Here is a 21,585-nt window from a genome sequence, read left to right on the forward strand (position 1 = left end):
CTGGGGCGCGATCGGCTGCGCTGCACCCTCACTTACGCAACACGGAGCAGACATCCTGCCGGAATCGCTGACGCAGGTGCAATGCGGACCACGTTGGTCGCCCTGCTCAGCTGAGTTCGGATGGCGAAAACTGGTCGGCCGCAACGAGCGGACTTGGCTGAGCGTCCAACTTGCAAACCGAAATAGGGACTGATCGTTTGCAAGGACTGAGCAGCATCCGCGTGCGCGCCGAAGCGAGCAAGCCCGCCGGATGTACGCAGAACGTCGGGTCGTAGGGTCGAACCCCGCTCACTCTGCGGAAGGCCATGGCGCGTCCGGGCATCGATGACGCCCGACTGATCAGGCTGGATTGCCGGACAGTCAGGGATCCGCCCCAAGCCGAACCCCGCGGAGTCACCCGAACGGAGAAACGATCATGCCGAACGATGCGGTGCGGACCTGGGGGACGGTGGTCGCATGGTTGGCCGAGAACGCCCCGGTCAACCACCGTGCTCTCAACGGCCCGGCAAGCGAAGAGGAGATCACCGCCGCTGAGGAACAGCTCGGCGTCCGGATCCCTGATCAGCTTCGCGCCTACCTGAAGGTCAACAACGGGACAGTAACGCAGCTCGATGACTCGAACGGGCTGACGGGATCATGCGCGGAGGGCGAGTTTCTCTCTGGCGTCTGGGCGCTGCTACCCCTGACGACGATCACGCGGCTTCACCACCACATGATGCCAGGGCCGAACGAGGACGTCGCCTACTGGGAGAGGGAGTGGATCCCCTTCGCTGCTGAGCCCTACGAATGCGGCGAGATGTACGGGTACTTCGTCGATGCGACCACCGGTTCCGTCGGGCAGTGGGGAGACTACGGTGAGATCGACACCAACACCTACCCTTCTCTCCACCACTTCTTCGAAGACGAACTCTGCCAGCTGAGCAGACTCGTGCCTGAGGGTGTCCACTACGAGGTCAAGCCCCTCAACGATCGCACCCCGGACGACCCGCCGGGCCGCGTCGTGAACGGTGCCATCGAATGGGACTAGAGCGCGCATTGGAGAGGGGGTTGCCGAGCTGCCAAGGCTTCTACGAGCAGCGCCAGGGGACGGGCTATCGCCGTCGATGAGGCTTTCCGCAAGGAACGGCGAGAACGTGGCTGCGGGAACATCCGGTGCCGTTCCGCACATGCCGTCGGAGTCGCCGGGAGCTTTGATCCACAGCAGGTACTCGGCTCCACCGACGCCCACGGACGGGGGAACGCCGAGGCGGAGGCTGGGAGTCAGCGGTCGCGGGTAATGGCCAGCCGCGACCGTCGCTCATGCTGTTCTCCAGACGACAGTGTGAGAAGCCGTATTCCTATCGATCACCAGGACGGTTGTGATCGAGCGGGATCCCTGGTTGGGTGATCTTGGCCGAGTGCGCGTATGAAGGCAGGGCCTCCGGTGCAGCTCGAGGGTTGCGGAGCCAGCTCGAGTGCGGGGAGGCCCTGTTGTCTCAGTCTTGCGTGATGCACCCGGTCGCGTCCAACTTCCGCGTGTCGTCGTGTGATTGTCTCGCTCACCGGTTCGGGAACGCGGCTGACCGGCCGGAGCGGGTGCGGCGGTATCCGTCGGACATGACGGACGGGCAGTGGGCGGTGGTGCGCGACGCGCTGCCGGTCCCGGCCTGGATGGAGGGCCGGGGCGGCCAGCCGGAGGGCTATTGCCACCGCGTGATGCTGGATGCGGTCTTCTATGTCACGGACAACGGGATCAAGTGGCGGTCCATGCCTGCCGATTTTCCCGCCTGGGACCGCGTGTACGCGCTCTTCCGCAGATGGCGCGCGCGGCCTGGTCAAGGAGCTGTCCGACCGGCTGCGCGGGAAGGCCCGTATCGCCGAGGGCCGCAGCGGGAGCCGACCGTGGCGGTCATCGACTCGCAGTCCGTCAAGACAGCCGCCTCGGTGCCCGCCGCCTCACGCGGTTACGACGGAGGCAAGAAGATCAACGGAAGGCGCCGGCACGTCATCACGGACAGTCTCGGCCTGCTGCTGATGGTGCTGGTGACGGCCGGGAACATCACCGACCGGCAGGCCGCCCGCGGCATGCTGCCCCTGCTGCAAAGGCGGTTCCCGAAGATCACGCTGGTGTGGGCCGACGGCGGCTATGCCGGCCGCGTCGTCACCTGGGCGAAGACGAAACTCCAGCTCACCCTGCAGATCGTCAAACGCAGCGACGACATGGCGGGGTTCGTGGTGCTGCCGAAAAGGTGGGTCGTAGAGAGAACGCCGGGATGGTTGATGCGTTCACGGCGCCTGGTGCGGGACTTCGAGACGCTGCCCTCCTCCAGCGAGGCATTCATCTACTTCTCGCAGGCCATGCTCCTCAGCCGCCGTCTGGCCCGCCCGGCGTCCCGGCCGCAGCGGGAACGCTCCCGGTGGACTGCCGCGGCATGAACCGTCCCGACGGCATCACGGTCAGCCATCCCCGCTCGGCCAGACGCCTCGCCCGAGAGCGCACGCCCTCGACCTTCGCCGGCACCAGCGGCAGATCCAGTCCGGCCGCGATCTCCTTCGCCGAGATCGCTTCACCACCGGCCGGACCGGATTCCCGCAACTCCACCATCCGCCGATAGTCCGGCGCGAGCGCAGCCACGGCCATCCCCTCGCCATACCTCGGCACAACCGACCCCGCGACCGGAGGTTTCTCCACCGCCGTCTCCCGCGGACCGGGAACCGGTGCGGCCACCTGCTCAGCCGGCGCGGCCGGGGCCTCGGAGAGCTCCGTCCGGGCGATCACGCGGAGTTCCAACAACGCCTCCGCATCGCTGAGTTCAGCAAGAACCCGTTCCCTTCCGCCTGAAGCCCCTCCACCCGCACCCGGGCAGCCGCCTCCCGCTCCTCCAAAGGCCCCATCACCGACGTCATGGTCCGCTCCGAATCGACGAGCCCGAACTGAACGTCCGGACCCTTCCGCAGCCCAGCTGGAACCATGCCTGAACAGCAGAAACTCAGCGATCACATTCGGTACGACAACGGCTTCTGAGACCAAGCAACGACGATGGGTCCGACCGCTGAGCGGTGGGACCCTTCGTTTGTCCTGGTGGGCGACTGCGGAGGATACGAGATTCGAACTCGTGAGGGGTTGCCCCCAACACGCTTTCCAAAGTCTTCGTCTGGGGGGGGCGGCGTCGGCCGTGAGTGTCCTGAGCTGCGGTGGAGTACCCGGATGGGTTCTGTCCGAACGGGGCCGGACGGGGGTGAATGAGACCAGAACTGAGACCATCCCGGGAGCTCCGCCGTGGAGCCCCTGGGCGGCCGCTTCAGAAGCGGCGGCTACGTGCGGAGCTCATGTCAGCCCAAGTCGTGAAACCATCCGGGCCCTCTTGAGAATCCCAGAATCGAGGCCCCCGGAGGCGCTCCGATGCAACTGCCCACCACCACTGCGGGTTGGCCAGCCAAAGCACTCGGGAGCTCGCAGTGACACGATGGCGAACCGTCTGTTCTTGCAGTTCAACAGTAGCCACCGCAGAACCCGGTGCCGGCGCCAGCAGGGGGACGAGGTCCCGCGTGCTGGGAGGGCGACCACGAGGAAGCAGGTAGACGATCTCTGCCCCCTGCTCCGCGAACATGGGGGAGGGGTGAGCATTCACCCGCGCCCCATTGCAGCAGAGTTTGGTTCCTTGCTGATCCAAGGCTCGGCGTACCTGCTTGAGTGCCTCGAAGAGGTCGGTGCCCTCTGCGCTGAGCTTTGGTGCTCCGTCCGAAGGAACGACTTCGATGCGCCATGGAGGCTCAGTTGAGTATCTCACTACCCACTCCATGCTGCCGCCGCCTGAAGAGAGCGCGAGAAGAGTAGAGGATCTCATCGTGGCACGTACCCCGGATTCTCGACTACCTGCTTCGTTGGCATTCCCCAGGACCAGCGGACTGCTCGCACGATGGTCGTAGGGTCGATGCCACCTGGGAATACGACCTCCTTTTCTGCGCGGAATACGTATCCAAATCCCAATGCCTTATTCATGTTGATGCCAGTTCCAGGTGATCGGATTTCGTAAACCCAGGTTGTCCCCTTTGCCTTCTGGGGGAACATGGCTGCCAGCGATGGGCGATAGCTCGTCCCTACCCAAGCCGACGGTGTGTTGTACCAACCGTACTGGCGAAGGTCAAGATTTCCGTCGCCAGCCTTGGCTTGGAACCCTGACTTGAAGACAAGTGACGGGTCGCGAGCATCGCCGCGGTAGACCGTCTTGGGGTTGACGATGGCTTTAGGCGAGACCTGGATCGCAGGGAAGGGGTTCGTAGTGGGCTTCCCGCCCCGCAGACTCTTCAGCCAGTTGAACGCGGGGCCAACGAGCGAGGAGAGGCCCCCTCCAGCTGCTCCGAGCAGGAGGTCCTGCGGGTCGGTAGGGCGGCAGTTGATCTCGTTGAGGCCCCAAGAGAAACCAGCGCCGACAGTTGCGTTGACGGTGACCTTAGTGGCCAGGGCACGTCCGCCACTGAGGCCAAGGGCGCGGGCGGCGAGGTTGCCGCTGCCCGGCATGAGGACTCCTGCTGCCGCCCCGTATAGGGCTCCCTTGCCGGAGGCTTTGGCGAGTCCGCCCCAGGAGAAGTTGTCGTCGTTGCGGTGCTGCCAGGAGTAGATGCCGCCTTCGATGGCTCCGCCGATGACGGCACCGATGACAACGCCGACGCAGAAGGGACAGCGGCCCGAGGGGTCGGACAGGTTCGCAGGGTCGTTATTCGCGTAGGCGTATGGAGAGGAGTTGGGATTGTCCGGGCCGGCGCGGATTGGGTCGGTCGTGGTGAAGCGACGGGTTTCCGGGTCGTAATCTCGGGCCCGAAGGTCGAGCTGTCCTGTCAGGTAGGGGTCTTTGTACTGGCCGGTGTAGCCGAAGATGCTGCTCTGGCCGTCTGCAGTACTGGCCTTGCCGATGGTGGAACCCCACTCGTCGTACGTGTAGGTGTACTGCTCGGCTCCGGCCGCGTCGTAGACGCTGGTGACGGATTCCTGCCGGTCGTGCTGGAAGTAGAACGTGCCGCCAGTGCGGTCCATCGCGTCGGGGACGCCGAGCGGGTTGTACCGGTAGTCAGCGATGAGCGCGCCGGCACCGTCAGTTTCAGTCGCGATCTGCGCCAGGGGACGGTTGACGTCCCAGCGTGAAGTGCGGACCAGGGTGTTGTTCTTCTTGGCAGTCGTTCGGTTGCCATCGGCGTCGTAGCTGAAGGTGAAGGAGTCGGCGCCTATGGAGGCGGACTTGACGCGGCCGAGGGCGTCGTAGGCGTAGGTCCCCTTGGCGTCCTTGGTGCGGTTGCCGTCGGCGTCGTGGGCGAAGTCGGTGATGCTGGAACCAGTGACCGCCTTGATCAGCTGGTTTGCCGCATCGTAGGTGTTGGTCGTCGTCTTGCCGTCTGCCACGGCGGCGGTGAGGTTGCCGACCTTGTCATAGGTGTAGGTGTTGCCCGCCGTGCCATCGAGACAGGAACTGGCGGCGGCGTCGGTGCAGGCCCGGGTCAGCCGCCCTGCATCGTCGTAGCCGTAGCGCTTGGCCGGACCCGTGGTGCTGGCATCCGTGAAGGTGTCGGCGACTACCCGGCCGTTGGCATCTCGCGTGTAGTGCCTGGCACCTGATTCCTCCGAAACGGACGCCAGTTGTCCGGCCCGGTCGTAAGTGCGCGTCTCCGCGCGTGCCGTGGAGGTCGGAAAGAGGGTGGAGGTGAGGTTGCCGGACTCGTCCCAGGCATACGTGGTCTTCTTGCTGTTGGTGGTCCGGCCGATGATGCGCTTGTCGGCGTCGTAGGTGAAGTAGGTGGCCCGGCCGTCGGGATACGTGCGGCGCCTGATCGTGCCGTCGTTGTTGTAGGTGTACTTGAACGGGTTGGCGGCCCCGGGCGAGGTGATGGTCAGCGGACGGTGCTCGGCGTCGTAGGTCACCGTTCGGGTGCCGGTCGCGTCGGTGATGGTCTTCGGCCAGCCAGCCGCATCGTAGGTGTAACCGACAGTCGGTGTGCCGTCGGAGTAGGTGGTCTTCGAGAGGCGCCCCTGCGCGGTGTAAGTGCTGGTCGCGACTTGGCCGCGGGCGTTGGTGACCGTGGAGCGGTTGCCGTCCGGGTCGTAGGTGACGGTGCTGGCTCGGTCGAGCGGATCGGTGATGCGGGTGGTGCGGCCGGCGCTGTCGTAACCGAAGGTGGTGGTCTGGTTGTTGGGGTCGGTGCGCGAGGTCAGATTGCCGACCGAGTCGTAGCCCAGGCTGGTGATGCCGCCGTCCGGAGCGGTGACCTCGGTCAGCCGGTCCAGCGCGTCGTAGCCGTAGGTGGTCTTCTTGCCGCGCGGGTCGGTCAGCTCGACCAGGTTGTTGACGCTGTCGTAGGCGCGGACCGTCCTGTTGTCCAGCGGGTCGGTCTGACTGGTCGCGTTGCCTGCCGCGTCGTAGTCGGTGTGCCAGGTGTACTGGGCGGGGTCAGCTCCCGTGATATTGCCGCGAGGCTCCACCACATCGGTGACGCGGCCTAGCGCGTCGTAGCCGTAGGTGGTCTTGAATCCGAGTGGTGTGGTTTCGGAGGTGAGATTGCCGACCGCGTCGTAGGTGTAAGTGACGGTTTTGTACGCTCGGTCCTTCACCGATACGAGCTGGTAGTTGTCGTCGTAGGTGAGGGTGGTCGACTTACCCCGCGCGTCTGTGGTTCCCACGACATTGCCGACGTCGTCGTACTTGGTGATCTTGATGTTGCCCAGAGGGTCTGTGACCCGGGTGGGCCGGTTCTCAACGTCGTATGTGGTGAGCGTGGTGTTCCCGGCCGGGTCGGTGACCGTGGTCTGGTTTCCGGCCTTGTCGTAGCCATATGTCCACGTGAAGTTCGCCGGATCGGCGCCCGAGGCGTTGCCCCGCGGTGTCGTCATCGACACCATGCGCCCGGCTTTGTCATACGTGTAGGTGGTCTTGCCGCCGGTGGCGTCCGTGATGGATGCCAGGCGTCCCACCTTGTCGTATGTCTGCTTGACGATGTTGCCGGCCGGGTCCTTGACGTCGGTCAGCCGGTTCGCCGCATCGTAGGTGTACGTGGTGGTTTCGTTGTCGGCGTCGGTGAGGGAGGCCAGATTGCCTGCGTCATCGTAGGTCCGCTTGGTGGTGCGGCCCTTCGCATCGGTCGAGGTGAGCAACCGGTCGGCGTCGTCGTACGTGTAGGTGCTGGTGTAGTCCTGAGGGTTCGCGCCGTCCGCGTTGCCCCTCGGGTCGGTGATGGAGGTAAGGCGCCCTGAACCGTCGAAGCTCTGTGTGGCGCGCGCGCCGTTCGGATACGTAACCGAGGTCAGGTCACCGGCCGTGTTGTAGCCGTAGCGCGTTTGCTTGCCCAACGCGTCTGTGACCGTCTGCAGCCGACCCGTAGAGGTGTAGGCGAACTTCGTTACCTGGGCGAGAGCGTCGGTCGTGGTCTCGGGAAGGTTCTTCGCGTTGTACGCGTAGGTTGTGGCGTTCCGCTCACCATCGGTGAACTTGCTGATGTTGCCGAGAGCGTCGTAGGTGTACTTCCAGTCGGCGCCCGAAGCGGTCTCAGCGGCGGTCAGCCGCCCGCGCGAGTCGTAGTTGTAGTTGGTCTTGTTGCCCAGCGGGTTTGTGATCCGGGTGATGTTCGCCTGTCCGTCGTAGGCGAAGTAGGTCTTGTTACCGAACGGGTCGTACTGGGCAGTGAGGATGTTCCCGATGTGGATGTCCGTCCAAATACCGCCGTCCGGCATGGTGGTGTCGGTCTCGGTGCCCTTGTACGCGAAGGACGTCTCTTCGCCAGCCGCATCCAGCTGGCTGATGACCCGGCCCTGCGCGTCGTAGGTGTTGCGGACTGCGAAGTGGCCCTTGGCATCCTGGACGGAGGCAAGCCGCCCTTCAGCGTCGTAGCTGTAGGTGACCGTCTTCCGGTCGGTTCCCGTGACCGTCTTGAGACGCCCTTCGGCGTAGCCGTAGTCGACGTGACGTCCATCCGGCATCGCAATGCGGGTCAGCAGGTCGCCGGTGTAGGACACCCTGGAAGTGCGGCCGGCGGCGTCCTTGATCGACGCCAAGCGTCCCTGTTCGTAGGTGAACTCAAGGCCCCGCCCTGCGCGGTCCTTGGACGAGGTGAGTTGCCCATCGGTGTCGAATGCGAATGTCCGCTGACTGGGGGTCGTCAGTGTGTAACCGCCGCCATCCCGCTGCTTGAGGGTGGAGCGGCTTGTGGCCGGACGTTTGTAGGCGGAACCGTCCTTCGAGTACTGGTACTTCGCCCCGGCCTCCGAGACAAGGGTGACGTTGCCGTCCACATCAGTGGTCAGGTGGGCGTCCCAGGGGAATGTCCAGCCTGGACCGAGGGAACCAGCAGTGCCGTTGTCCGATGCATAGAAGCGGGTGAGATTCAGGCCACCGCCTGCAGCAGATTGGTCAGCATCGGTGAACGCGTCTGTGAACGCACCCGTTGCGCTGTTGACTGAGATGCCCCGATGCGACTGCGGCTGCGCGAACGCCGTTGTGGCGGAAGCACACGGATCGGGCGCGCAGCCACGGGTCTGGTCCCCGGGAATTGACTCGACTACGTATGCATCTGCTGGGGATGTCCCAGTTCCGCCGTCCTCGACATCCACAACCGTGGCATGCGCCATGACCACGAACGTCGGGTTGGGCATTCCGGAGCATTGCTCGGGGTCCACCGTGGTTTCGAACCGAAGGATGGGCTCGTCGTCGGGAGGGTAATAGCTCGCCCATACCCCAGAGTGCGTCATGACCTCTTGGCCGAGGTCGTAATGCTTCTGCTTGCCGGCGCATTGGACGGTCCAGGTGACCTTGACCCTATGCGGTGTATCGATCCAGTCCCATGGCTTACCGCTGGGGCCCTTGAGGCTGTCTGAGTTCCTGACGAGTGTTGCAGCAGAAACCGTCTCGCCCGGGACTACCATCCCCTCGAAGTCATCCCTGTATGTAGGCCCGGCCTGCGACCTCAGTCCGCCTTCGGAGCCGGTGACGACCACGAACTGAGGCGTCCCCCATGGGGTGTAGCTCGCCTGAACGGTTGGGGCTTGCGGCGGTGTGTTCTCCGGGATCTCCGCCTTGAACCGGTCCTCCGCTACCTGGGAGCGACGCTCCTTGAGCGTCATCGGCTTCTGCGGCTTCGCCGGCCTGGGACTCTTATGCTTCGCAGTCACCGCTGCTTGAGCTCTCGACTGCTGGACCGGCACCGCTTGCGCGATGGCTGGCAGCAGCAAACTCCATGCAGCGGCCAGGCACACTGGAACGCGGGCCCACCGAAAACGGCTCTTCACCACAGTTCCCTCCCCCGGAATGTCACCTTCGCGCAAGCTGCACGGAGGTGCCTCACTGTGATCAAAGTGCGACCAAGACAGAAACGTATCTTCTTGTCACTCAAAGCGCATGAGCCCGGTGCGTTCTGACTGGATCCCATCGCTGGCTGTCCGTTAGAAAGCTGCTGTGGGCGTCCAGCGAGGGACTCCGTCGATGATCTTGAGATTTTCCGGCGCGAAGCGTCGACCAGGTCGAACGGGCGACACGAAGAACGCCTCCACTCCGCACTCGACTACGTACCGCCCGCCGAGTACGAGGAAGCCGTCTGGCGCAGCCAGGAGCAGACCCTGAAGTCCACCTGAAACAAGATCCCCGGACTCTACGAGACTCGGGGCAGCTCAGTACGCCCAGTAGGAATCGGACAGTGTCAATCCCCTGGGCAAAGGCCAACAACACCAGGCCGGAGATGCCGGCGGCGTGCGACCGGCGTCAACGCCTCGGTTCACCTTCGCCCAAGACCTTGAGGTGCTCCGCGAAACTCATCCGAAGGCTCTCCAGCACGGCCTTGCCCTTCCCCGCCGTCGCATAGGACGGGTAGCCGATCACGCCGGAGTCGGTATACCCGCTCATCCCTTGAACGAGGAGGAACCGGCGGGTTCCTCCGTCGTGATCCGCCTCGGCGAATCCCTCACGCACCAGCTCCGGTGCCGCATGCAGCAGGATCGAGGTCTCGATCTCCCCGGCGTGCATGTCTCCGTGCTTGTCCGAGACGAGTTCGCCGCGTTCCCGTGCGCGGTCCCAGTCCAGACCGAGCGGGAAGAGCGATACGGCAGGCCCGTCCACGTTGGCCTCCTGGACCACGTTGGAGAGCACGTAGTTGCCGCCGTGCCCGTTGACGATCACCAGCTTCTCGATGCCGGACCGGGCGAGAGATGACCGGATATCGTCGATCACCGCGATCAGCGTCGTGGCCCTGATGCTCACCGTGCCGGGCCAGGTGCCGTGTTCGTGGCTGCACGACATGGTGAGGGGCGGGAGCAGGTGCACGGGGTAGGTGCCCGCGATCTCCTGGCCGATGATCGAGGCGATGGCCGTGTCGGTGATCAGCGGGAGGTAGCGCCCGTGCTGCTCGAAGGATCCGACGGGAAGTACGGCCACGCGCGGCTGCAGTTCCTGGACATCGGTGCTCGTGGCTGTCGGCAGCAGGTTCACGGGACTCCCTCAGCTCGGCTACGCGGTGGCTCGCTTCATTGTGTCCAGCGCATCGTTCAACTCCGAAACTTCCACCAGCTTGCGCCACCGCGCAAGGCGTGGTTGAAGGTCGTACAGCTCGTTGAGGATGCGCGAGGAGCCCGTACGCTGCCCGATCGCGAGCGCTTGTGCCGCTGCGTCATGGGAGCCTTCCACGTCTTCGAGGAGCGCGTTCGCCGTGGCGAGGCGGGCGAGGCAGAGACCGCGGTCGCGTTCTTGAACGGCCGGCCAGTGGCTCAGGCTGTCCCGGTAGACCGTGACCGCGTGGGCTGGCTGCTCCAGCTTCACGTCGCAATTGGCGGCCTCCATCTCGACGTAGGCCACCGAGCAGTATCCGGCCATGGGGTCTTCGTCCGTGCCCTTCTCGGCCGCGGCCAGGGACTGGTCGATGGCTCGACGGGTCTCGGTCCGTTCTCCGAGGGCGGCTTGGCTGTTCGCGAGCTGTCGCAGTACCACGGCGTGCACGCGCGGGGAGAGGTCCGCCGCGTGGCGGAGCGCCGCCGCGGCGAGTCCTGCGCCGTGGCCGGCGTGGCCCGCCTCGGTGGCTATGTTGCTGCGGCGCTGGAAGATGTACGCGATCAGCATGGGGTCGCCGAGCTCCTGCGCGTACTCCATCGCCAGGGTTGTCGACCGCATGGCTTCGGCTGTGTGGCCCGTGTCCTGGTGGAGCCACCCCAAGAACTCGGCGTATCGGGCCCCTACCCGGAGCACGTCGTCGCGCAGCGGGCCGTATGCCTCTCGGCACATCTGCTCGATCAGTGGGATCTGGCTCTGGACCGGCTGGACGAGGAACTGCGGGCCGACGAGCGGCTCGGCCTGGGCGTGCTGCTGGAGCACGGAGGTCAGGTAGGCCAGCATCTGGGGGTTCACGGGCACCGGGAACTTGGTCGTCCGTCTGCTCGGTGCGGAGGGCAGGGGCCGGATCACCCTGGCGGTGGGGAAGCCAAGTTCCTCGTCCGTGGCCGCGTACACCTCGCGGAACAGCGCCTGGTGATCCGAGCTCACGAGGCGCCGGCCGTTCTCGTACATGGAGATGAGGGTTTTCCAGCTTCCTGGCGCCGGCGACTCGACGCCGAGACGCTCAGCTGCCGTGATCAACGCGTCGATGAGGTCGGCTTGCGTCCAGCCCCGTGCCTTCCTGGCCAGCCGTAGTTTGCTCTGCGGCTTCACAGCTATGCCCCCCCAGTCGTCGCGGTCCGTCGTTCTATCGTGCCGCCAACTTGGTGGTTGCGATGGGGAGTTAACAGTTAACACGGGGCCTTGTTAACCCTGTCCACTGCTCGGTGAGCGTGGCTGCGGCTTACTTGTCTCGAACACGGGCGGTCAGCCAGGCGCTCATCCAGGCCGACGGCTCGTCAGCTCTGTCTCTTCGCGTTGTTGGCGCGGGATCCCAGCTGCTGCTGTGTCCCTCGCTCTCGTTGCGTACGCACGTGCATCCCGCCTTCCGTCCCAAGGTCAGGAGTTCGCCATGCCCCGTACGAGTATGTCCTCCGGCAACAGTCACCTGGTGATCGAGACAGGCGTCCGCGGCCCGGATGCGACCACGATCGTGGAACGGAAGGGCCTCGGGCACCCGGACACGCTCGCCGATCATTTGGCCGAGCGGCTGTCCCGCGCCTACAGCCGGTTTACTGTTCGGCACTTCGGTGCAGTCCTGCACCACAACTTCGACAAGCTCGCCCTGCTGGGCGGCGCGAGCGAGGTCCGCTACGGCGGCGGTGCCATGACCGCGCCGGTACGTGTGCTGGTCAACGGCAGGGCCGCACCTACCTGCGGGGGTGAGCGCATCCCCGTCACGGAGATCGTCGAGGCCGAGGTTCGGGCGTTCTTCGCCGAGCGGCTTCCCGAGCTGAACGATAACCTCGACATCGCCTTCAACATCACCAGCAACTCCAGCCCCGGCGCCGTGCTCACCGGAGACGGTGTCCCCGACCGCACCCGCTGGTTCAACCCGCGCTCGATCAACGACCTGCGCGAGCGGCGGACACGGTTCGCGAACGACACGTCGCTGGGCACGGGGTGGGCACCGGAGAACGCCTTCGAGTCGTTCGTGCGGGAGCTCGTGGACCACTTCTCCGGCGACAGCGACTTCACCCGAGCCCACTGCTGGTGCGGCTCCGACGTCAAGCTCATGGGCTACTGGGACGGCGAGCAGGCAGACGTCGTGCTGTGCGTCCCGCAGAAGTCCCGGCACGTCGCCGGCCGCGCCGAATACGTCCGCAACACCGAGAGCGTGCTCGCCGAGTGCCATCGCATTGCCGCGCTCCGGCTGCCCGGTGCTGCGGTCAGCTTCCGGCTCAACGCCCGCGACGTACCGGAGAAGGACGAGCTGTACCTCACCTACACCGGCAGCTCGATCGAGTCCGGGGATGAAGGAGTCGTCGGCCGAGGCAACCGGGTCAACGGCCTGATCACACCGCTGCGGCCGATGAACCTGGAGGGCGCCAACGGTAAGAACCCCGTCTACCACGTCGGCAAGCTCTACAACATCGCCGCCCAGCGGCTCGCGGCCGACCTGCACGAGGCCACCGGCGAGCACGCCGAGGTCCACCTGGTCTCCACGACCGGCCAGCGCCTCGACCAGCCCTGGCGGATCCTCGTGCGCCTGGCCGCCGATGACGTCGAGATCGAGAAGGTGCAGGCCCTGGTCATCGAGGCCATGGATGCCTTCCCGGCCCTGACTGACGAACTCGTCTCGGACGGAATGGTGCTCAGCTGATGGCCGCCTCCCCACTGGGCAATGTACTGCCGGGAGCACGCGAGCGGCTCCTGGCCCACTACGGTCCGTCGGCCGAGGACTGGCTCGACGCCGCCCCGCACCTGCTGGCAGCGGCTGCCGAGCGCTGGAAGCTGACCCTGCGGACCTATCACGACGCGGGCCACTCGTCGGTCGTCGCCGTGGCCGTCGACCAGCTGGACACCCCGGTCCTGCTGAAAGCCTGGTTCGATCCGGCTCGCTACCGGGATGAGATCACGGCGCTCGCCCTGTGGGCCGGTGGTCCGACGGCAGACGTCATCGAGACCGCGGATGATCTGTCGATGGCCGCGATGGAACTGGTCGGCGGCCGGCCGGGAGGCGCCGCCCGGCCCGCACGCGAAGTGCCGATGGCGGCCGCGGTGGTCCACGGCCTGCACACCGTCGGCCGCCATCGGGATCGCCCGGTGCTGCCCCGGCTCGATGACTTCCTCCGGGACACGGTGCTGCCGCGTGTCACGGATCGGACGGTGAGGCTCGACCTCGGGCCGCAAGGCTGGCTCACGCGCGAGGTGCTGCCGGAACTCCACGCTCTGAAGCCCTCGCCCGCCCGCACGACGGTGCTGCACGGCGACCTCTACCGAGAGAACGTGATCTTCGACGGCCGGGCGCACGCCCGGCTCATCGACCCTCACCCCTTGGTGGGCGACGCGGCGTACGACTGGGCGTTCTGGACGGTCCACTACGAACTCGGGCGAGCGATGTTCGAGCGCCTGGCGCTCGCCTCCCGGATCTCCGGCATCACGGTTCCGGAGCTCTCCGCCTGGTGCCGGGCAATCGCCCTGGACGCGCTCCTCTACTACACGGAGATCAGCGACCCGGCCCAGGACCCCGCCGCGGAAGTCCTGACCGCGCTGATGGCATCCGGCCTTGAGGAGTGAGGAGCAGCGATGAAGACGTACATCCTGCGCCACGGAGAGACCCACAACAGCCGCCAGTACCTGGTGAACGGCGACCCGACGCGTCCGATCCCGCTCAGCAAGGAGGGCCATGCCTCGTGCGGCCTCGCCTGGCACCTGCTCCCGCTCCGGCATGTGGCCACCTGGCTGTGCAGCGAGTTCCCCCGCGCTCATCAGACCGCCTCGCGCCTGATGGCCGTACCGGAACCGGAACCGGTGATCGTCCCGCAGCTGAACGAGCTGGACTACGGAGACTTCGAGGGCGGCCCCTTCCTGGAATACGCGGCCTGGCTGACGGAGCACGGCGGGCAGCGCCGGCCCCCGGGCGCACGCGAGTCCCAGCGGGAGGGAATCCGCCGCATGCTCACCGGACTGCTGGCGGCTGCCGAGCACCCCGGCCCGAGGGTGATCGTCTGCCACGGACTGCTCGTCTCGGTCCTCCTGTGGCACCGCGAGCGGACGCCGAATGAGGAGATACCGCTGTTCTTCCCTGAGGCGCCGTACGTGCAGCCGCTCACCTTCGCCGATGACGACCTGCTGAGCTGCGTGAAGAGCCTGCTCGGCGATCTCGACGCACGTCAGGAGCGGGGTGCGCGCTCGGGCACCACCGCCCCGGGAAAACCTCGTAAGGATCATGAAGCGGATGTTGCTACCTTCGATCGGGTAAATCACCCGCACGCACAGAGGGAACTCCCTGATGCATGATGCTCGCGTTCTGATCGACATGGGCGAGGACGCTGTCCGCCGCCTGGCCCGCCGTGGCTACAGCCTGGACCTCTCCTCTCTGGAGTCCCTCCAGTCCCGTCGGAACAAGAGCATCCAGTCCGGTGACGAGCTGCGCTCCGAGTCCAAGCGCATCGCGGCCGAGGTCCAGCAGACCGCGAAGGCCGGCGGCGACATCTCCGCCCTCAAGGAGACCGCGCGCAAGCTCAAGGAGCAGATCCGCGAGACCGACGCCGAGCAGGAGCAGATCCAGCAGGAGCTCACCGAGCTGCTGCTGACGATCCCGAACCTGCCCGCCGACGAGGCCCCCGACGGGGACTCGGAGGACTTCGCCGTCGAGCAGCGCAAGGTCGGCACCCCGCCGGCCTTCTCCTTCACGCCCAAGGACCACGTGGACCTCGGCGAGGGCATGGGGATCCTGGACTTCGGCAGGGCCACCAAGCTGTCCGGACCGCGCTTCAGCGTCCTGCGCGGCGTCGGCGCCGCACTGGAGCGTGCCCTCGCGTCCCTCTTCCTCGACCTGCACACCCGCCGCCACGACTATGTCGAGCACGCAGTGCCGTACCTGGTCACCCGCAAGACCATGACAGGCACCGGGCAGCTGCCGAAGTTCGAGGAAGACCTGTTCAAGACCGGCGTCGCGGACCGGGACCTGTTCCTGATCCCCACCGCCGAGGTCCCGCTCACCAACCTCTACGCGGACGAGATCATCCCGCCCGCCGAGCTGCCGCTCGCGCTCACCGCGCACACGCCGTGCTTCCGCTCGGAGGCCGGCTCGTACGGCCGGGACACCCGCGGCCTGATCCGGCAGCACCAGTTCTCCAAGGTCGAGATGGTGCGCATCGCAGCCCCGGACCAGGCCCGCGCCGAGATGGAGAAGATGGTCGGCCACGCCGAGGCGTGCCTGAAGGAGCTCGACCTCGCCTACCGCGTGGTCACGCTCGCCGCCGGCGACACAGGCTTCTCCGCCCAGCTCACCTACGACCTCGAAGTGTGGCTGCCCAGCCAGAACACGTACCGCGAGATCTCCTCGGTCTCCGACTTCGGCACTTTCCAGGGCCGCCGCGCGGGCATCCGTACCCGCGACGAGAACGGCAAGCCCACCCCGGCAGCCACGGTCAACGGCTCCGGCCTGCCCATCGGCCGAACCCTCGCGGCCGTCCTGGAACAGCACCAGCAGGCCGACGGCTCGGTCCTGCTGCCCGAACCCCTCGTCAAGTACCTCGGCTTCCGCCGGATCAAGGCGGACGGAACCCCTTCGGAGGACTAGATGCTCGTCGGCGTCTGCGACTTCCCCGGCACGTACGCATTCCCCCCGTCCGGATACGGCGGGATCGAACGATGGCTCTGGGCAGTCGCCCAAGGAGCCCGCACCGCAGGCGCCGACGTACACCTCATCGGACCGGGCTGGCTTACGGACCTCGAAGACCACTGGGTCCGCAAGCCGGTCCGGCTGGAGGACACCACCCCCGGCTCCCTCGCCGAGCGCGAGCTGCAAGCCGCCGGCTACGACCTCCTCGTCGTCGGCCACGAATACCCCTCACGCCCCGAGTGGGTCAGAACGTGGCGCGAGCTGGACTGCGACGTCGCCACCTTTCAGCACCACCCCTCGTTCCAGCACACCCCCGACGCCTTCGACGGCGAACGCTCGCGCCTCTACTGCTACTCGCCGGAGATGGCCGAGCGCTACGCCGCCCACCGCCCATCCCCTGAGCTCGCCGTCCATCTGGGGATCGACGAGGACGAACCTCCGGCGGTGAAGGGCCAGGACCTCGTGTGGCTCGGGCGCATAGATGCTGACAAGGCGCCCCACCTCGCCGCCCGCGCGGCTCAGATCCTCGGCCGTCGGATACGCCTGGTCGGCCCGGTCTTCGACGAGGACTATGTACGACGCCACGAGCGGCTCCTTACCGCCGACCACGTCGAATGGGTGGGGGAGCTCGGCGGAGCTGCCAAGACCGCGGCCTTTACAGACGGCGCGGCCTTCGTCTATACCTACGCCCGCACCTACATCGAAGCCGGCGCCGCCGTCTTCGGCGAATCCTTACGCGCCGGTACCCCCATCGCAGCTTTGACCTGGCGCGACGGCACCTGCGCCCAAGCGGCCCTCTGCGACCGTACGGGAGTCACCGCCATCACCGAACCCGCGGACGACGACGAAAGCGCTGCCCACGCCCTCGCGGAAGCCATCGAACAGGCCGTGACACTCGACCCCCATGAGGTCCAGGAAACCGGCCTCGTCCGCTTCGACCCCGTACGCCACTTCGAGGCGCTGGCGGCGCTGTGATGGAGAGCCACTCGCACGCCTACCAGGCCGTCGCCGCGCTACGCCACGTACTCGGACCACAGTGGGAGTTCATTTCGAGTGGTCGAGGCGGACGCGACTTCCGGATACACCACCGCGACCACGGCACGCCCTACAGACCGCCACGCACGCCACCGTCCTGGAACACGCTGCTGGCCCGCCTCACCACAGCCTTCGCGACCAGAGGAGTCCCGCGGAACGAGCCCCTGCCACTGCGCTGGGGGCGCGAGACCGAGATGACCATCTCCGCCGTCCAGGCCCTGGACCCACTCCTCAAGAACGGCCGCACCACCACCTACCGCAAGGGCTTCCTGCCACAGCCCGTCGTCCGCTTCACCGGAGACCGCGATCTGAACGGAGACCTGCTCGACGGCTTCCTGACCTCCTTCGTCAACGTCTCCCGCGTCCAGCCCATCACCGGCTTCGACCACTATGCCGAGACCCTCGACGACTGGCTCTACGTCCTCTCCCAACTCGGGTTCCACGCAAGGCACATAGAGGTGCACGGACGTGTCGAGACGTGGCACCGCAGGCAGGTCGCCGGAGTGACTCTCATGTTCCACCACTTCGGCCTCGCCATCGGTGACCTCGTCCTCCTCTGGAACACGAACCACCCTGATCGCATGGCCCTGGACCTGGGCACTGGGCTCGAACGGATCGCCTGGGCCAGAACCCGATGCGACTGGAGCCAGCTGATGTTCGGCCCGTACGCCGATGCGGCGCCCGCTGCGGCCCTCGACGCAATCCGCACCGCGACCCTGCTCTTGGGCAGCGGCATCACCCCCGCCGCACGAGGTGCCGGCGGCGTTGCCAGGCGGGTGCTCGCGACGGTGCCACCCCATCTCGTTCGACTCGGAACGAGCGCCATCGTTCGCTGGTTCCACTGTCACTGGGAGGCCAGTACGAACCTCCCTGTTCCATGGCCTTCGGTCTGCAGCGCTATCGAGGAGGAATCCGCTGTGCGGTACGCCCGAACATCACCAAGGCGTCGATGTGCAGTGCCAGACGGAACAGTGGTGATCTGCTGATGGAACTGAGTATCTCCGCAACCCTCCTGCTGGGCGTGGTGTTGGTCGTGCTGATTCGCGGGAAGTCCTTGAAGGCCGGTCCAGCAGTTGTCGCCGTGCTCTTCGGCTTCTTCCTGGCGAGCACCGGAGCTGCTGACGACATCAACAAGCTCATGACGAGCGTGGCCGGAATGATCGCCGGCCTCGACTTCTGACGCTCGTCAGCAGCGAGACCGCCGGACTTCCGCTCAGATTCTTGCCGCACCTCCACCACTTCGGCAGGCGCCGCGCACACCGAAGATTCGAACGGTGACGCTACGCACCGTGGTGGTGCACGGTCTCGTGCAGAGGCAAAGAAACACGTTGGCCGATCCGCTACTGAGCTGCGACGATGCCCTTTGGTCTTCTTGCGGAGGATGTTTGTTCGTTTTCGTGTGCGCTGGCTGTGGCGCCAGGCTGACCATCCCACTGTCCCAGGTCGCGCTGCCTCCTCACGCTCATCAGACATACGGGAACGGGCTTCAGCTCCCGGTGCTCATGGACCCGGGCACGTTCGCCGTGAACCCGGAGCCCTGGGGGCCACCGTGGCGGATGTGGGAGGAGATCCATCCGGACGAGGCGGCCGCCCGCGGTGTCTACGCGCCGGTCTCCGTCCTCTCCGACGGCGCACCTGGCGCGATCGTCATCGCGCCGGGCGACGCCCACGGCACGGTACTGATCCCGGAAGGACGCGGGGGCGGCTACTGCTGCGGCCTCGACGGGGCCGACGGACCCAACGTGGCCTGCGCGGAGTGCGCCCTGCCCGTGGCGAGCCGGATCGACGATTGCTCGCTCTGGCAGGCGATGTGGCTCGCCCCGAACGCCGTACGCCGCCTTCCCATCGACGGCGCCGACGCCACCACGCCGCTTTCCTGGGCGGAACTGCTGGCGGAAGGGACGGGCACGCCGCCTTTCGAGCCGATCGCCGCCTGGGGGTCGCGGATGGCGGCGGGCCACTGGTCGAACTACTGGTGGTTGTGGAGCCCGCAGTGGGAGGCTGCGGCAGGCCAGGCGCTCGCCCACCTGCTGGCGGCTTCAGAGGGCCAACCGGTGATCGTCCCGGAGGGCCTGGCCGGGCAGGTCTTCCAACGCGCGCTCGACGCCCTGCTGCCCGCGGGCCCACAGGCGCGGTCCGCTGCCTTGGCCGGACCGGGACTGCCGGCACCCAGCGCAGACGCCTCCATCCTGCTCGTGCCGTCCCACCCTCAGACGGGAAAGACCTGGGCCCCCGCCGACCCGGTACCGTACCTGGTGCCGCTGCCGTTCGGAGTGTGGCTGTGGCTAGCCTTCCCCAGGGCGAACCTGCCTGTCCCCACTTCTGGCGCCCTGCCCGTCGGCGTCCTCCGCGACGACTACGACCCGCCCGCGCCACGCCCCCGTCAACTGTTCCGGGCCGATCCGGAAGTGTTCCGGCACACCCTGGTCCGGCTGCCAGCCGTCCGCAGCCCGTGGCTGCGCGAGATCCTCGAAAACCTCACGCACCACATGCGCACCGGCCTCTTCTAGCCGACTGACAGGAAGTCTGCTGGTCACTCTACGGAACCGCGGCAATCGAACGGCGCCAGGCACCGATGCCTCCCGAAGCGGTAGATGTCTGGTGCCCATTCTTGTTCTCGTGGACAAAGCCACCAGTTTCGGCACTCGGGGATCGTTGGCGATGTTCCCGCTCCTGCAGGTCAGCGCCATCGTGTTGGAGACTGCTGCTGAGGCGGGGCTTCGGCCACGGGATGGATCGGCACGCTCGGGAGCCGTGTGGTGCTGCGCGTTCTGGAATCTTGGGCTCGGGGGCCGGGGACATGGCGTTGACCGAGGCGTTGGATGCGCCAGGTCAGGGCGCGGGCGGGGTTGCGGGCGTCGTCCAGGGTGCGCTGGCTGACGGCTTGGTGGAGGAGGGTGGCCGCGTTGTGCCCGGTCTTCTCGGCCTCGGCGAGTACTGCGGCCAGGGCGTCCCAGGCGGGGTCGTCAAGGATGCGTTCGGCGTAGGCGGGCACGGCCTTGTGGACGTAGTGGGCGAGGCGACGCTTGGTCTGCAGCGCGGGCGCGTGGCGGGCGATGCTGTCCAGCACCGGCGGTGCGATCCGCGCGTACGCGGTCTGGAGGTGGAGGAGGGCCTGTTCGGCTGCCGCCTCCTGCTGGGCGTGGTGGCGGGTGCGGTGCCAGTGCCTCGCGAAGGCGACGGCGGTGAGGGCGGCGTCGATCAGCATCGCCAGGCCGGATCCGTCGCCCGCGGATGAGGGGTTGTGCCAGATCGCCTGGATGCTGCGGCGCAGGCCGCGGGTGCTGTCGAGGTCGGCGGTGATGCGGGAGCGGGTGGCGCGCTCGAACGCGGCGGCGGCCCGTTCCAGTTCGCCCCTTATGGCGGTCGGTGCGGTGAGCGGCAGCAGATCCAGGGTGGCGCCGAGTGCGACGAGCTGGCCTTGGGCCGCGTGGTCGTCGCCGTGAGTGAGGTGGTGGGGGATGCGTTCGGTGGCGGTGGTGGCCTGGTGCCACGGATTGCCGGGCGGGATGGAAGCGGGCTCGGGGCTGGTGGTGGCGAGGCGTAGGCGGATCTTGGGTAGGGACAGGTCGCCGGCGAGGGTGGAGCCCGCGAACCAGATGGGTTCCTTCTGCTTGTTGACGTCGCCGGGCAGGGCGACGCTGTAGCCGGTCACGTCGCCGGACGGCTCGGTCTTCGGGCGTACGTTCACGCCGGTCGCCTCCAGGAACGCGAAGAACTCGGCTTCACTGGAGGCGGCGGCCACCGCGCGGCGTACGCGCAGGCGCAGGATCTCGCGGGAGGTGGCGTCCTGGCCCAGGCGTTTGGCCTTGAAGTGTTCCTTGCTGGTGGGGCGCTTGGCGGCGGTGCCGTCGCCGGGTTTCAACCGGCGCAGCCCGTAGTCGACTTCGATCTTGCGGGCCTCTTGCTGGACGGCGCGCTGGTCGTAGTCGCGCTGGGGGCGTCGGCCGTCCTGGCGGACGAGGGTGGCGGCGATGTGGATGTGGTCGTCGGCGTGGCGGACGGCGACCCAGCGGCAGGCTTCCTCGTCCCCGTCGAGGGCGATGCCGGCGGTGTTCACGATGCGGCGGGCGATGTCGGCCCACTGCACGTCGGTGAGGATCGGGTCTTCGGGTGCGGCGCGGACGGGGCAGTGCCACACGGTGTACTTGGGAGCCTTGTCGCCGAGCATCTGCACGGGTTGGTCGAGCTGACGGGCGAGCTGGTCCTCCACATCCTTCGGATCGCGGTGGGGGCTGCGGCCGGGGGCCGGAGCGAAGCCGTTCCAGGAGGCCACCAGATGCGGGTCGATGTGTTCGTTGGCCCGGCCTTTGCCGAACAGGTAGCCGATCGTTCGGCGGATGGCCTTCGGTCCCTTACCGAGGATGATCTTCGGTATCACTG

15 protein-coding genes are annotated in these 21,585 nt (G+C 66.8%); 11 read left to right on the top strand and 4 right to left on the bottom strand.

Translation table 11 applies throughout. The annotated features are described in order from the left end of the window. Nucleotides 1-415: 415 nt before the first annotated feature. From ACX6XY_RS04800 to ACX6XY_RS04810, 3 genes are all read left to right on the top strand, one after another. Nucleotides 416-1,027 carry an SMI1/KNR4 family protein gene (locus tag ACX6XY_RS04800; protein WP_460326707.1) on the top strand — a complete coding sequence of 204 codons (612 nt, stop codon included), beginning with the start codon at nt 416-418 and terminating at the stop codon, nt 1,025-1,027. Nucleotides 1,028-1,596: 569 nt separating this feature from the next. Beyond that, nucleotides 1,597-2,415, top strand: a complete 819-nt coding sequence (locus ACX6XY_RS04805) for an IS5 family transposase (RefSeq protein WP_460326709.1) — start codon at nt 1,597-1,599, stop codon at nt 2,413-2,415. Then, a complete protein-coding gene (locus ACX6XY_RS04810) occupies nt 2,412-2,594 on the top strand; it encodes a hypothetical protein (protein WP_460326711.1) in 183 nt (60 codons plus the stop codon). The genes ACX6XY_RS04805 and ACX6XY_RS04810 overlap by 4 nt, the downstream gene beginning before the upstream one ends. Before the next feature lie 1,229 nt (nt 2,595-3,823). On the opposite strand, the gene ACX6XY_RS04815 is transcribed toward ACX6XY_RS04810, so the two are convergent. The 3 genes from ACX6XY_RS04815 to ACX6XY_RS04825 form a co-directional block, all read right to left on the bottom strand. Then, nucleotides 3,824-9,082, bottom strand: coding sequence for a scabin-related ADP-ribosyltransferase (locus ACX6XY_RS04815; protein WP_460326713.1), 5,259 nt, complete (start codon nt 9,080-9,082; stop codon nt 3,824-3,826). 634 nt (nt 9,083-9,716) lie between these two features. After that, on the bottom strand, nt 9,717-10,439 hold the full coding sequence (locus ACX6XY_RS04820) for a creatininase family protein (RefSeq protein ID WP_460326715.1): 723 nt from the start codon (nt 10,437-10,439) through the stop codon (nt 9,717-9,719). 18 nt (nt 10,440-10,457) lie between these two features. Next, nucleotides 10,458-11,648: a helix-turn-helix domain-containing protein gene (locus ACX6XY_RS04825; RefSeq protein ID WP_460326718.1), complete on the bottom strand. Its 1,191-nt coding sequence runs from the start codon at nt 11,646-11,648 to the stop codon at nt 10,458-10,460. A gap of 298 nt (nt 11,649-11,946) precedes the next feature. On the opposite strand from ACX6XY_RS04825, the gene ACX6XY_RS04830 reads away from it, so the two are divergent. The 8 genes from ACX6XY_RS04830 (at nt 11,947) to ACX6XY_RS04865 (ending at nt 19,712) form a co-directional block, all read left to right on the top strand. After that, the gene (locus tag ACX6XY_RS04830; RefSeq protein WP_460326721.1) at nt 11,947-13,197 is read left to right on the top strand and encodes a methionine adenosyltransferase; all 1,251 of its coding nucleotides are present in this window, start codon (nt 11,947-11,949) and stop codon (nt 13,195-13,197) included. Then, on the top strand, nt 13,197-14,114 hold the full coding sequence (locus ACX6XY_RS04835) for an aminoglycoside phosphotransferase family protein (RefSeq protein ID WP_460326723.1): 918 nt from the start codon (nt 13,197-13,199) through the stop codon (nt 14,112-14,114). The genes ACX6XY_RS04830 and ACX6XY_RS04835 overlap by 1 nt, the downstream gene beginning before the upstream one ends. 9 nt (nt 14,115-14,123) lie before the next feature. After that, a complete protein-coding gene (locus ACX6XY_RS04840) occupies nt 14,124-14,837 on the top strand; it encodes a histidine phosphatase family protein (RefSeq protein WP_460326725.1) in 714 nt (237 codons plus the stop codon). Then, nucleotides 14,830-16,125, top strand: coding sequence for a serine--tRNA ligase (serS, locus tag ACX6XY_RS04845; protein WP_460326727.1), 1,296 nt, complete (start codon nt 14,830-14,832; stop codon nt 16,123-16,125). Before ACX6XY_RS04840 ends, serS begins: the two co-directional genes overlap by 8 nt. Further along, entirely contained in the window at nt 16,126-17,142 is a 1,017-nt protein-coding gene (locus ACX6XY_RS04850) for a glycosyltransferase family protein (protein WP_460326729.1), read from the top strand. 254 nt (nt 17,143-17,396) lie between these two features. Next, the gene (locus tag ACX6XY_RS04855) at nt 17,397-18,188 is read left to right on the top strand and encodes a hypothetical protein (RefSeq protein WP_460326731.1); all 792 of its coding nucleotides are present in this window, start codon (nt 17,397-17,399) and stop codon (nt 18,186-18,188) included. Next, complete coding sequence (locus ACX6XY_RS04860) at nt 18,188-18,382, top strand: hypothetical protein (protein WP_460326733.1); 195 nt, start codon at nt 18,188-18,190, stop codon at nt 18,380-18,382. The genes ACX6XY_RS04855 and ACX6XY_RS04860 overlap by 1 nt, the downstream gene beginning before the upstream one ends. A 205-nt stretch (nt 18,383-18,587) precedes the next feature. Then, nucleotides 18,588-19,712 carry a hypothetical protein gene (locus ACX6XY_RS04865; protein WP_460326735.1) on the top strand — a complete coding sequence of 375 codons (1,125 nt, stop codon included), beginning with the start codon at nt 18,588-18,590 and terminating at the stop codon, nt 19,710-19,712. Nucleotides 19,713-19,882: 170 nt separating this feature from the next. Here ACX6XY_RS04865 and ACX6XY_RS04870 read toward each other — a convergent pair whose 3' ends face one another. Next, the gene (locus tag ACX6XY_RS04870; protein ID WP_460326737.1) at nt 19,883-21,583 is read right to left on the bottom strand and encodes a mobilization protein; all 1,701 of its coding nucleotides are present in this window, start codon (nt 21,581-21,583) and stop codon (nt 19,883-19,885) included. Nucleotides 21,584-21,585: the final 2 nt, after the last annotated feature.

The sequence above is a fragment of the Streptomyces sp. O3 genome (assembly GCF_054788135.1).

Excerpts from the sequence above, each read along its gene's own strand:
- ACX6XY_RS04800 (WP_460326707.1), top strand. The coding sequence starts at position 416 with ATGCCGAACGATGCGGTGCGGACCTGGGGGACGGTGGTCGCATGGTTG.
- ACX6XY_RS04805 (WP_460326709.1), top strand. The coding sequence starts at position 1,597 with ATGACGGACGGGCAGTGGGCGGTGGTGCGCGACGCGCTGCCGGTCCCG.
- ACX6XY_RS04810 (WP_460326711.1), top strand. The coding sequence starts at position 2,412 with ATGAACCGTCCCGACGGCATCACGGTCAGCCATCCCCGCTCGGCCAGA.
- ACX6XY_RS04815 (WP_460326713.1), bottom strand. The coding sequence starts at position 9,082 with ATGACGCTCAAGGAGCGTCGCTCCCAGGTAGCGGAGGACCGGTTCAAG.
- ACX6XY_RS04830 (WP_460326721.1), top strand. The coding sequence starts at position 11,947 with ATGCCCCGTACGAGTATGTCCTCCGGCAACAGTCACCTGGTGATCGAG.
- ACX6XY_RS04835 (WP_460326723.1), top strand. The coding sequence starts at position 13,197 with ATGGCCGCCTCCCCACTGGGCAATGTACTGCCGGGAGCACGCGAGCGG.
- ACX6XY_RS04840 (WP_460326725.1), top strand. The coding sequence starts at position 14,124 with ATGAAGACGTACATCCTGCGCCACGGAGAGACCCACAACAGCCGCCAG.
- serS (WP_460326727.1), top strand. The coding sequence starts at position 14,830 with ATGCATGATGCTCGCGTTCTGATCGACATGGGCGAGGACGCTGTCCGC.
- ACX6XY_RS04850 (WP_460326729.1), top strand. The coding sequence starts at position 16,126 with ATGCTCGTCGGCGTCTGCGACTTCCCCGGCACGTACGCATTCCCCCCG.
- ACX6XY_RS04855 (WP_460326731.1), top strand. The coding sequence starts at position 17,397 with ATGACCATCTCCGCCGTCCAGGCCCTGGACCCACTCCTCAAGAACGGC.
- ACX6XY_RS04860 (WP_460326733.1), top strand. The coding sequence starts at position 18,188 with ATGGAACTGAGTATCTCCGCAACCCTCCTGCTGGGCGTGGTGTTGGTC.